The 11,224-nt window shown below is 70.0% G+C and carries 13 protein-coding genes, 1 pseudogene and 1 riboswitch; of the genes and pseudogenes, 11 read left to right on the forward strand and 3 right to left on the reverse strand.

The window, feature by feature from the left end; translation table 11 throughout:
* Positions 1-393 precede the first annotated feature (393 nt).
* The 8 genes from ACFWVP_RS18560 to ACFWVP_RS18595 all read left to right on the forward strand — a co-directional run bounded on the left by ACFWVP_RS18560 (position 394) and on the right by ACFWVP_RS18595 (position 7,338).
* Positions 394-1,626: an ATP-binding protein gene (locus ACFWVP_RS18560; RefSeq protein WP_384497864.1), complete on the forward strand. Its 1,233-nt coding sequence runs from the start codon at positions 394-396 to the stop codon at positions 1,624-1,626.
* Positions 1,623-2,027 (forward strand): roadblock/LC7 domain-containing protein, encoded by a 405-nt coding sequence (locus ACFWVP_RS18565; protein WP_056789331.1) that lies wholly within the window; start codon positions 1,623-1,625, stop codon positions 2,025-2,027. The genes ACFWVP_RS18560 and ACFWVP_RS18565 overlap by 4 nt, the downstream gene beginning before the upstream one ends.
* A complete protein-coding gene (locus ACFWVP_RS18570) occupies positions 2,024-2,398 on the forward strand; it encodes a DUF742 domain-containing protein (protein ID WP_384497866.1) in 375 nt (124 codons plus the stop codon). Before ACFWVP_RS18565 ends, ACFWVP_RS18570 begins: the two co-directional genes overlap by 4 nt.
* Positions 2,373-2,963: an ATP/GTP-binding protein gene (locus tag ACFWVP_RS18575; protein ID WP_384497868.1), complete on the forward strand. Its 591-nt coding sequence runs from the start codon at positions 2,373-2,375 to the stop codon at positions 2,961-2,963. The genes ACFWVP_RS18570 and ACFWVP_RS18575 overlap by 26 nt, the downstream gene beginning before the upstream one ends.
* A 67-nt stretch (positions 2,964-3,030) precedes the next feature.
* On the forward strand, positions 3,031-4,419 hold the full coding sequence (locus ACFWVP_RS18580) for a cytochrome P450 (RefSeq protein WP_384497871.1): 1,389 nt from the start codon (positions 3,031-3,033) through the stop codon (positions 4,417-4,419).
* A gap of 289 nt (positions 4,420-4,708) precedes the next feature.
* On the forward strand, positions 4,709-5,842 hold the full coding sequence (locus ACFWVP_RS18585) for a cytochrome P450 (RefSeq protein WP_384497892.1): 1,134 nt from the start codon (positions 4,709-4,711) through the stop codon (positions 5,840-5,842).
* Positions 5,839-6,657, forward strand: a complete 819-nt coding sequence (locus ACFWVP_RS18590) for an enoyl-CoA hydratase/isomerase family protein (protein WP_384497873.1) — start codon at positions 5,839-5,841, stop codon at positions 6,655-6,657. Before ACFWVP_RS18585 ends, ACFWVP_RS18590 begins: the two co-directional genes overlap by 4 nt.
* Before the next feature lie 228 nt (positions 6,658-6,885).
* The gene (locus ACFWVP_RS18595; protein ID WP_384497874.1) at positions 6,886-7,338 is read left to right on the forward strand and encodes a flavodoxin family protein; all 453 of its coding nucleotides are present in this window, start codon (positions 6,886-6,888) and stop codon (positions 7,336-7,338) included.
* Between the two features lie 16 nt (positions 7,339-7,354).
* Here ACFWVP_RS18595 and ACFWVP_RS18600 read toward each other — a convergent pair whose 3' ends face one another.
* Together ACFWVP_RS18600 and ACFWVP_RS18605 are read right to left on the reverse strand one after the other, a co-directional pair.
* Entirely contained in the window at positions 7,355-7,735 is a 381-nt protein-coding gene (locus ACFWVP_RS18600; RefSeq protein ID WP_384497875.1) for a hypothetical protein, read from the reverse strand.
* A gap of 91 nt (positions 7,736-7,826) precedes the next feature.
* Entirely contained in the window at positions 7,827-8,222 is a 396-nt protein-coding gene (locus tag ACFWVP_RS18605; protein ID WP_384497877.1) for a molybdopterin-binding protein, read from the reverse strand.
* A 41-nt stretch (positions 8,223-8,263) separates the two neighbouring features.
* Between ACFWVP_RS18605 and ACFWVP_RS18610 the strand changes: the two are divergent.
* Positions 8,264-8,566 (forward strand): annotated as a pseudogene (locus ACFWVP_RS18610) (cytochrome P450); the annotation flags it as partial.
* Positions 8,567-8,718: 152 nt separating this feature from the next.
* Complete coding sequence (locus ACFWVP_RS18615) at positions 8,719-9,345, forward strand: SMI1/KNR4 family protein (protein ID WP_384497879.1); 627 nt, start codon at positions 8,719-8,721, stop codon at positions 9,343-9,345.
* A gap of 60 nt (positions 9,346-9,405) precedes the next feature.
* On the opposite strand, the gene ACFWVP_RS18620 is transcribed toward ACFWVP_RS18615, so the two are convergent.
* Entirely contained in the window at positions 9,406-9,603 is a 198-nt protein-coding gene (locus tag ACFWVP_RS18620) for a hypothetical protein (protein WP_384497893.1), read from the reverse strand.
* A gap of 496 nt (positions 9,604-10,099) precedes the next feature.
* Positions 10,100-10,285, forward strand: a riboswitch (cyclic di-AMP (ydaO/yuaA leader).
* Positions 10,286-10,289: 4 nt separating this feature from the next.
* Here ACFWVP_RS18620 and ACFWVP_RS18625 point away from each other — a divergent pair.
* Positions 10,290-11,171, forward strand: a complete 882-nt coding sequence (locus tag ACFWVP_RS18625) for a transglycosylase SLT domain-containing protein (protein WP_384497880.1) — start codon at positions 10,290-10,292, stop codon at positions 11,169-11,171.
* Positions 11,172-11,224 lie beyond the last annotated feature (53 nt).

Consider the following 11,224-nt stretch of genomic DNA (forward strand, 5'->3'; position numbering starts at 1 on the left):
CCCGCGCCTTCCGCTTCCGCCTCCCGATGATGCGCGGAGTCCACGAGCAGGGCGGCTCGCGTTCACTTTCCGTGGTGGCCGCCCGGCCCAGGCAAGGCGGCCGGGCGCGACTGTCGCGAAACCTTCACATTGTCTTCATGGCGCCCCGAGGGGCCATTCCGACCGTAAGTGCACGGTAGCTACAGGGAATTACCTAAACGCACGATGATAAGATCATCTGACTTCCAGTTGGGCTGACGGTGTGGGGGGCATCCCGAGGGATGCAATCCGTGGTTCCACTTTTGGAGTGGCCTTCCCGGCCGTGCCCGCACCGTGGTACTTCCAGCCCCGGTCTGTGGCATGCCGAGCGGGTACCAAGACGTATCCATAGCCATGGCACTTGAAGTGAGTCTCATGACATTTCCCAACGGCCCCACCACTTGGGCACTGGCTGTCGTCGCGCTGGTCGCACTCGTCGCTGTGGGCGCCGTCCTGCGGGCTCGAGTGACCAACGTCGGGCTGCGCAGACAGAACGCTCAACTGCTGCGGGAGCGCGAGACGCTGCTGCAGCACCGGGAACAGCTCCAGGCGGTGAACTCCGACCTGTCCCGTCGTCACGACGCGGAGCTGTCCGAAGTCCGAAAGGACGCCGAGGAGGAGACGAAGACAGTCCTCAAAGCCGCGGTACGTACCCTTCAGGGTCTCGCGGACGAACAGCAGCTGGTCATCGAGAAGGCCCAGACGAAGTATGGCGACGACCCACAGATCCTCGCCGATCTCATGGCCATCGACCACACGAACAACCAGTTCGGACGGCGGGCGCAGGGCATCGCGGTGCTGTGCGGCGGCTGGCTCGGACGCCGGGAGACCGTCGCCTCGGCCTACGACGTCGCCCGCAGCGCCCAGGGCCGTATCCGGCAGTTCGACCGGGTGCGGATCAACGGGCAGGTGAACTTCTCGGTGGTCAGCCGGGCGGTGGAGCCGGTGGCGGTGGTGCTGGCGGAGCTGCTGGCCAACGCGACCAACTACTCCGCGCCCGGCACCCCCGTGGAGATCAACATCCAGGCGGTCCCCAGGGGGGTCTGTCTCATCGTGGACGACGCGGGTCTCGGCATGGGGCAGGAGGAGAAGGACCGCGCCGCGGCACTCCTCGCCCCCCAGGCCGCGATCAGCGTCTCCAGCCTGGGCATCCCCCCGCAGTTCGGGTTCGCCGTCTCCGGCCTGCTGGCCGCCCGATACGGATTCAAGGTCTCGGTCGACTCGGTATCCCCCTATGGAGGCGTGCGCGCAGTGGTTCTCCTGCCCGATGAGCTGCTGAGCGGTGATGTGCCCCCGCCGGCCGCCCACGAGGTGTACCGCGAGGAGGCGCCGGAGCCCTCGCCGTACGAGGCCCCCGCCCCGGCTCCCACCCCGCTGTTCCCCTCGGCCGCACAGACCGCAGCCGCCCGGCCCGTGGTCAAGGACACCACCGCGGGCGGCCTGCCCAAGCGCCGCCGCCAGAGCCCCGTCTCCGTGGTGCCCCCGGCCGGCTCCGAGCACGAGCCCGTGCCCGGCAACGAGGCCACGGCATCCCGGCTGGGCGCGTTCCAGCGCGGAACCCGGTCCGGGCGCGACACGACGACCACGGAAGGATCCGAGATCCAGTGAACCCCGATCTGTCCTGGGTGCTCAACGACGTACTCCAGGTACCCGGCGCTCAGCACGCGATCCTCGTCTCCGCAGACGGCCTGCTGCTCGCCAGCTCCGACGAGATCGGCAGGGACGACGCGGAGACGGTCGCCGCCGCGATGAGCTCGATGCAGTCACTGAGCCGGGCGGTCGCCCCGTTCGTCGGACGGCAGTCGCCCGGCAGATGGCGGCAGACGCTCCTCGAGTACGAGGGCGGCTGGATCTTCCTCATAGCGGCGGGCAGCGGCGCCTACCTCGCCGCGGCAGCGGTGGCCGACGTGGACATGGAGGCCATGTCCTTCCGCATGCAGCAGCTGGTCAGCGCGCTGGGGAAGGCGATGTCCACACCTCCGCGCCAGAGTGCGGGAAGCGGCACGTGACGTCGCCGGGCGAGGAACAGCAGGTCAGCGGCGGTTTCGTCCGGTCCTACGTCATCACCGGCGGACGCGGACTGCCGGAGGCGGACGAGCTGACCCTCGTCACGCTGGTCACCATCGCTCCCGACCAGGAGCCGTACCGGAATCCCAGCCCGGAGATCCGGGCGATCTGGGAGCTGTGCTCCGGCGGCTACCTGTCGGTGGCCGAGGTGGCCGGCCGGCTGGAACTGCCGGTCGGTGTGGTTCGCCTCCTGCTGAAGGACCTTTCGGATCAGGGGCACTTACTGCGACGTAAGATGCCGCCCCCCGCTCAACTGGTTGACAAGAAGATCCTCGAGGAGGTGTTGCATGGACTCCAGGCCCGTTTCGGCTGAGAACATCTATGTGCCGGACGCGGTCCAGCGCGCGGTGAAGATCCTGGTCATCGGGCACTTCGCCGTGGGTAAGACGACGATCATCGGCACCCTCTCCGAGATCAAGCCGCTGCGTACCGAGGAACGGATGACGCAGGCCGCGGCCGACATCGACGACCTCCGGGGCGCGCCGGGCAAGCAGACCACCACGGTCGCGCTCGACTTCGGCCGTCTGACACTCAGCGACGAGCTGGTGCTGTACCTCTTCGGTACACCCGGCCAGCAGCGGTTCGTGGAGTTGTGGGAGGACATGGCGCGCGGCTCGCTCGGCGCCCTGCTCCTCGTCGACCCCGCCCGGCTCGCCGACACGTTCCCCGTCATCGACCTGGTCGAGAAGTACGGACTGGAGTACGCCGTCGCGGTCAACAGCTTCGATCCCGACACCCGGCACGAGGAGGAGGAACTGCGTGAAGCACTCGACCTCCTGCCGGACACCCCGGTCGTGTACTGCGACGCCCGGGACCGGGACTCGTCCGCGAGGACACTGATCACGCTCGTCCGGCATCTCCTCGCCCGGGCCGCCTGACACCGTTCCCTTCCGCCGTCCACCGCGGTGCCCGCCACGGCCCGCGAATCTTGCAGAGGAAGCACACATGGACTCTCGTCCGAGAGCCACTGACGACAACCCGCCCCCCGAGTGCCCCATGCACCAGGGACGGCAGACGTCCCTGTACGGGGCGGAGTTCGCGGCGGACCCCCACCGCGTCTACGACGCGTTCAGGGCGCATGGCCCCGTGGCGCCGATCGAGCTGGCACCCGGCGTCGAGGCGAACCTGGTCGTGGAGCACGAGGCGGCCCTGCGCGTGTTGCAGAACCCGGCCCTCTTCGCCCGCGACTCCCGGCGCTGGAACGCCCTCCAGGAAGGCCGCGTCCCGCTCGACAGCCCCGTGCTGCCGATGATGGCCTACCGGCCCAACTGCCTGTTCACGGACGGCACCGAGCACCTTCGCCTGCGCAAAGCGGTCACCGAGAGCCTCGGCCGTCTCAACGCGAGCCGGCTGAGCCGGGACGTCGAGCGCATCGCCGACTACCTCATCGACCAGTTCATCGAGCGGGGCAGCGCGGACCTGCTCAACGAGTACGCCAAGCTCCTGCCGCTGCTGCTCTTCAACCAGCTCTTCGGGTGCCCCAGCGACATCGGCGACCGTCTGACCCGCTACATGTCGGCGATCTTCGACGGGGAGGACGTGCTGCGGGCCAACGCCGAACTGACGGCCTGCCTGATGGAACTCGTCGCCCTGAAGCGGCGGGTGCCCGGCGAGGACATCACGTCCTGGCTGATCCAGCACCCGGCGGGCCTGCGGGACGAGGAGCTCAAGGACCAGCTCGTCATGCTGATGGGTGCGGGTGTCGAGCCGGAGCGCAACCTCATCGGCAACGCGCTGCTCCTCATGCTGTCCGCGGACGGCCCCGGGTCGGACCGGGCAGGCTCCGGGATGCTCGTCGAGGACGCGCTCAACGAGGTGCTCTGGGACAACGCGCCCATCGCCAACTACGCCACGCACTTCCCGGTCCGGGACGTGGACCTGGGCGGGACGATACTCGCGGCGGGCACTCCCGTGCTGATCAGCTTCGCGGCAGCGAACAGTGACCCCGCGCTCACCGACGCGCGGCGGACGCTGAGCAAGGGCGCCCACCTCGCCTGGGGCGCGGGTCCGCACGTCTGCCCGGCGAAGTCTCCGGCCCAGCTGATCGCCCTCACCGCGATCGAGAAGATCCTCAACGTCCTGCCGGACGTGACGCTGGCCCGCCCCGCCTCGGAAGCGGAATGGCGTCCGGGGCCGTTCCACCGGGCCCTGGTCACCCTGCCTGTCCGGTTCACGCCCAGCGCCATGCGGCATACCTCCACAAGCGGACAGGGCACTTCCGCCTCTCTGACGGTCGATCGCGTGGGCCCTGCGCCGGTGTACCGCGAGGCCGCGGAGCCGCAGAAGAAGCCCAAGGGATGGTGGAGTTCCTTCCTGGACGTCTTCCGGGTCTGAGCCCTCCGGTGTCACCGCGGCACATGCTTCACACGATCACCACGTGTCGCGGTGACGCCGACCGCCCCAACTGTGACATGGGCAACACCGATTCATGCATGGTGCTGATAAGCGGAGGGGAGGTTCTTGATGGTAACCAGGCGTCAAGGCAAGGACTCTCTGCGTGAGCACCATCAGTGGCACCGTCAGACCCCCCGTCGATCGACGCACCCTTGTCTCACTTCTCCGGCGCCTCAACTCCCCGGCCGGACAGGCCGACCCCTACCCCCTCCTGGGTGAGCTCAGATCCATGGGAGACGTCGTACCCGCCCCCTGGGGCGGCGCGTACTTCGTCACCGGATTCGACGCGTGCAACCAGGTTCTTCGCGGACGCGAATGGCTTGCGCCGGACTTCGCGTGGCAGGAGCGGCAGGCGTACACGGAACGCTGGGAAGCACCAGCCACCCAGGAGATGACGAAGACCCTCTCGCGCCTCAACGCCCCCGAACACACCTGCCAGCGGCGCAGCCTGGGCAATCTCTTCGACCGTCGGACCATCGAGCGGATGACCCCGGACATCGACCGGGACGTCAGCCGCCTCCTCGACGGGCTGGAGGAGCAACTGCGTACCGGACCCGCCGATTTCGCCGGGACGGTCAGCGAACAGCTGCCGATCAGCACCGTCGGCGCGTGGCTATCCCTCCCCCCGGAGGACTATGCGCACCTTCTGGAGATCACCCACGACCAGGTGTACGCACAGGAGCTGCTGCCCAGCAGGAGCCAGCTCGCCGTCTCGGCGGAGGCGACGCTACGGCTGCGGGCGTACTTCACCGAGCTGATCCGGAAGCGCCGCGCCACTCCCGGGGACGACGTGCTGAGCGGCTGGATACGCACCTGGGACGAGCTCGAACCTGACCGCGAGGCGGCGGACGAGGTCCTCTACCGGCTGACCATGTTCATCACCATCGCCTCGCTGGAGACCACCGCGACGCTGCTCTCGTCGGTGGTGTGGCACCTGCTCGACGAACCGGGCCGCTGGACCTGGCTGCGGGAGCACCCCGAACACATCGAGGCGGCCATCGACGAGGCCCTTCGATACGACCCGCCCATACACATCAACACGCGTGTCGCCGCCGCCGATACGGAGCTGGCAGGGGTCCGGGTGGCGAAGGACACCATGGTGCACGTGATGTACGGTGCCGCCAACCATGATCCACGCCGCAACCCGGATCCGCACACCTTCGACATCCTCCGGGCCGGAAGCCACCTCACCTTCGGAGGTGGTGCGCACTACTGCCTGGGCGCCGCCCTCGCCCGACTGGAGACCCGCTCCATGCTCACCCAGCTCCTGCGCCGCTTCCCCACGCTGCGCGCCGAATCGCCCCCCGAGTTCGCCTCCCGCATGGTCTTCAGGCGGGTCACCTCGCTGGGTGTCGCGATATGAAGCTCTCGATGCCGGCCTTCCTCCAGCCCCAGGGGCAGACCGCCCACCCGGTGCGCACCCTGCGCGAGGGGCCCGTCCTGCGCGTGGAACTGAACGATCCCGAGAACGGGAACGTGGTCAGCGGCGCGATGCTGGACGGCCTGCTCGACGTCCTGGCCGTACCGGACCCCGAGGTGCGGGTGCTCGTGCTGAGCGCGGCGGGGGAGGACTTCTGCCTGGGCGGTGACCGCACCGAGTTCGCCGACTGGCTGGACGACGACCCCACCGGGCGCGGCATACGCATCGCGGGCGACAAGGCGCGCCGGGTCTGCGAGGCCCTCTCCACGAGCCAGGCCGTCACCATCGCCGCCGTACAGGGCAAGGTCATCGGCGCAGGCCTCGCCCTCGCCCTCTCCTGCGACCTCCGGGTCGGTGCCGACACCGCGAGCTTCAGGCTGCCGGAGCTGGCCCTCGGCCTGCCCACCGCCTGGGGCGGTGTCCTTCCCCGGCTGATCCACGAGGTGGGAGCGGCTCGCGCCCGCGAACTCATCCTCACGGGACGCGCCTTCGACGCGACGGAGGCGTACGGCCTGTCCGTCCTGCAGCGCGTCGTGCCCGAGGACGCCCTCGACGAGGCCGTACGCGCTTGGGCCAAGCCCATAGTCCGCCGCCCCGAGGCCGCCCTGCGGGTCACCAAGGCCGTACTCAACTCCTACGCCGCGCCCACCCGGCTGGGCGATACGTCCCTGCTGGACGCGGAACTCCTGGCCTCGGTCGCCGCCGCGACCAGGCGGACGCGCGGCACGGGCGGGACAGGGCCGGTCCCGATGCGGTAGGGCGGCTGTCACACCGCCGCGTCTGCCGGCCATGGCACCGCCGCGTCGCACCGCCGCGTCGCACCGCCGCGTCGCACCGTCGTCCGTCCGTCGGCCCGCCCGTCCGTAGGCCCGCCCGTACGAGAGGGCCGGCGATGCCGGAACATCGGCCCGCGTCATGTCCTGGGTGCGGAGCCGGGCGCGGAGTCGGCTTGCGGCCTGAGGCGGGGGACGGCAGGGTTCGGAAGCGTGGCCACTCTGCTGATCGTCCATCACACCCCTTCGCCGAACTGTCAGGCGCTGTTCGAGGCAGTGGTCTCCGGCGCCACGACGGACGGGATCGAGGGGATCCAGGTCGTACGCCGCGCGGCGCTCGCCGCCACGGCGTCCGACGTGCTCGCCGCCGACGGCTATCTCCTCGGCACCCCTGCCAACCTCGGCTACCTCTCCGGTGCGCTGAAGCACTTCTTCGACCAGGTGTACTACCCCTGTCTGGACTCGACGCAGGGCCGGCCCTTCGGCTACTACGTGCACGGCGGCAACGAAGTCACCGGAGCCGTGCGGGCCATGGAGTCGATCACGACGGGCCTGGGCTGGCGCCGTGCGGCGGACGCCGTGACGGTGACGGGTGAGCCCGCCAAGGCCGACATCGAGGCGTGCTGGGAACTGGGCGCGACGATCGCCGCCGGGCTGATGGACTGACGGAGCGGCCCGCCCGTCAGGGACCGCCGAGCTCGGCTATCAGGTCCGCGTCGCGCATCCCCGGCAGGACGTAACCCTCGCTCGCGTCCCACGGGACGTCCAGGTCGTCCATGTGCACCCGCCAGTCGGCCCCGTCGAGGGCACGGCGCAACTCCGTCACGGAGTCGAGCACATGGGCGATCACGGGCAGGAGACGACCGGGTTCGGAGGGCATCTTGGTGGAGCCCGCCAGGATCTGGCCCTCGTCCCCGTCGCCCCGCTCGTACACGTGCAGGCTGTCCTCGTCCTCGTAGGGGAAGGACGCGGCGTGGGCCGCGACGATGCGCGTGACGGAGGCCGCCTCGGACGCGGTCAGCGGTTCCGTGCGGAGGGCCGTGTAGTAGAGGGAGACGCTCATGCCGTGAGCGTAGGACGTCGGTCTGACAACGCCGGATCGCCGGCGCACCGCGGGGGCCGGAGAACGCCCGGCGCGTCGGGCGGTGCGGCGGTCAGGTGCGGTCGATGTGCACGCTGGTCGACTTGACGCGGGCGGTGGCCCGCATACCGACTTCGAGGCCCAGCTCCTCCACGGCCTCCCGGGTGAGGAGTGAGACGAGCCGGTGCGGGCCCGCCTGGATCTCGACCTGGGCCGCGACGTCACCGAGCTTCACCGCGGTGACGATGCCGGGGAAGGCGTTGCGCGCGGAGGTGTACGAGGCCTCCTCGTCGCCGGTGCCCGCCTGGGCGACCTCGACGGAGAACGCGGCCAGATCACGGCCGTCGACGAGCCTGCGCCCGTTCTCGTCGCGATGGGTCGCGACCCGGCCGGCGTCCGCCCAGCGGCGCGCGGTGTCGGGGCTGACGCCGAGGAGACGCGCCGCCTGCCCGATCGTGTAGGACTGCATGTGCCACACCTTAGGCGCCGGGGGACTCGTCCCGCGGACGGGCCGCCCCGGCCCGCGACGGGAGCGTGTTCGACGGTGCCGAGGGCATGATGCTCGACCGCACGCCCACCGCCCACCTGGCGTTCGGCGCCGGCGCACACTCCTGTCCAGAGCAGGCGCTCGCCCGTACGGAGCTGCAGACGGTGCTGGACGTGCTGCTCCGCCGGCTCCCGTCACTCGACCTCGCGGTCCCCGCCGAGGACCTGCGCCGGCTGGAGGGGCTGATCGTCGGCGGGGCCGGCCAGGGCCGTCGTCACGCCCGCCTCGCCACGCCTGCCGCCGTCCGACCGGTCCGGTGGGTGTGATGTTCGGGGCGCGCCCGTCGCTGGGCCTGTGGGAGGAGCAGGTCCTCCCACGGGACAGACGGGGAGTCGCAGGTGAGGGGACGGAGCGTGAGCTGCCGGATTCCGGTGCCCGGACGCGCGTTACGCGGCGTACGCGCGCGAGGGGGCGGCCGGTGATACCCCGGCCCATCGAGGCGCTGGAGCGCCTGCTGCCGACGACGTACGGCATCGACGAGCAGGTCGACTGGGCCGTCGCGGAAGCGCGGTGGGGTGCTTCCTTCCCCGCCGACTACAAGGCCTTCATGGGGGCCTACGGGGAGGGGTACGTCGACGATGTGATCGCCGTGCACCGACCACTGCCCGCCGACACTCCCGACGGGAGCCGCCCGGCCGATGCCATGGCCGACGGGACCGGTGCCGTCCGCGAGGTGTGGCGGGTGGAGGCCGACGAGATCTGGGCCGATCCGGCAGGCCCGGACATGGTGCTCGATCCCGGTGCGCTGCTCGCCTGGGGCACGACCACCGAGGCGGACATCCTGTGCTGGCTGACGACGGACGACGACCCCGACCGCTGGCCCGTGGTGGTCTGCGGCCGGCACACCGTGCCGACCTTCGCGCTGTACCGCTTCGGGATGGCCGAGTTCCTCCGCAGACTGCTGGCCGGCGGCTTCGACTCCGTACCCCTCAGCGTGGACAGGGTGAGGAGGCGGAAGTCGCACGCTTTCGTGAGCCTGGTCGTCCAGCGGGCCCGCCGCAGTGCCGGCCTCGACCCCTGGACGGGGGAACCGCCGGGCGGCTGAGGCGCCCGGCACCGGTCGCGGCGCCGGGGCGGGGCCCGTGTGCCGCGTGCGGGGATCGGCTCAGTGCGGCCTCCAGGTGAGCTTGCCGCCGCCCACCCACCGGACCGCCGCCGGGTCGTCGAGGTCGTGGACCGTGATGCCGGCAGCCCGCGCCGCGAACAGCACGTCCGTCATCGAGGTCACCCGGCCGACCATCTCCCCGTCGATCTGCAGGATACGGAAGGGCGGATCACCGGCCTGGACGGGCAGGACGGTGATCCGCGGGTTCGCGGGGGCCTGCGGCTCCGTGAGGCTCTGCGGGTCCGTGGAGCTCCGGGGGTCGGTGAGGCTCTGCGGGTCCGTGGAGCTCCGCGGGTTCCGGGGGCTCGTGGGGTCGGGGTGCGCGCTGTCGGTCATGCGCTGATCGATTCCACGCGGTCGCCGCCGGTATGCCCGGAAGCGCACCAGTGAGCCGTATGCCCGGTTTGGTGCATTACTGGGAATTCCTCCTGTAATCCGTAAGAGGCCATTTCGTGCGACCCGCGAGCTTCCAGTAGGGCGCAAATCGCCCTTTTCGGACCCCGTGACCAGGGTCACTCCCGCGCGTCCCGGGCGCATCGACATGTCGACCGGTTCCCTTGTGCCCCAAGAAGGTTGGCTTCGCGGGTGTGGGGTGGATTACATGAATTCCCGTGAATCGATCTTGCGAGTGAATTGTGATCACCAATTCGGGGCTTGTTCCTTTCGCTATTTCTCGCCTACGGTCACCCTCACTCCGGATGGAACGCCGAATCCTGCCGCCGTCCGGGAACCCGACCACATCTCGTACGGCAGGAGCGGGGGACCCAGGTAAGCGCCGATCCGGTATCCGGAACGGCTCGGGGTGAAGTCGCATTCACGTGCGGCCGGGCATCTCTAGCCCGAACCCGACAGCTCACTTCGCAGGCGGCGGAGAGGAATTCACCATGCCCGGAATGGGTAAGCACCGTAGTTACAGGACCAGTTCGCTGACCCGCGGCATCATCGCCGTGACCACGGGCGGCGCCGCTCTGGCCCTTCCCGTGCTCGGCGCGACCGGAGCCTTCGCCGCCCCGGCGCAGCCGGTCGCCGCCGAAAAGTCGGCCACGTCGACTGCCGTGTCCGGCAAGGCGACTGCCGCACAGAAGTCCGCGCCCGTCACCTATTCCGTGATCGTTGGCGATTCCCTTTCCAAGATCGCACGTGAGCATTCCGTCGACGGCGGCTGGAAGGCGCTGTACGACGACAACCGAAAGGTCGTCGGCGCAAACCCCGACCTCATTCACGCCGGTCTGAAGCTGACGATCGGCGCGAAGGACGGGAGCAAGTCGGCGGACAAGGCCGCAACGGCGGACAAGGCCGAGTCCAAGGCGTCCGGTTCCGCCGACCGCGCCGAGCAGAGCGCCGACAGTGCCGACCGCTCGGACCGCACCGACACCGCGCTCGCCGCGCAGGGTGCGCCCGCCGCGGAGCCGGTGGCCGCTCCCGCCGCCGCACCGGCCACCTACACGAACGACCTCGACGGCTGGATCAAGGAGTCGCTGGCGGTCATGGCCGAGCACGGCATCCCCGGCAGCTACGACGGCATCCACCGCAACATCATGCGCGAGTCCTCGGGCAACCCGATGGCCATCAACAACTGGGACTCGAACGCCGCCGCGGGCATCCCGTCCAAGGGCCTGCTGCAGGTGATCGACCCGACCTTCCAGGCCTACCACGTGCCCGGTACGTCGACGGACAGCTACGACCCGGTCGCCAACATCACGGCCGCGTGCAACTACGCCGCCGACCGGTACGGCTCGATCGACAACGTGTTCGGCGCCTACTGAGACATCACCGTGTGACAGCGGAGCACGGCCGACGGGTGGTGCGGGTTCGGAAG

Source organism: Streptomyces sp. NPDC058637 (assembly GCF_042717325.1).
GTDB lineage: Bacteria > Actinomycetota > Actinomycetes > Streptomycetales > Streptomycetaceae > Streptomyces.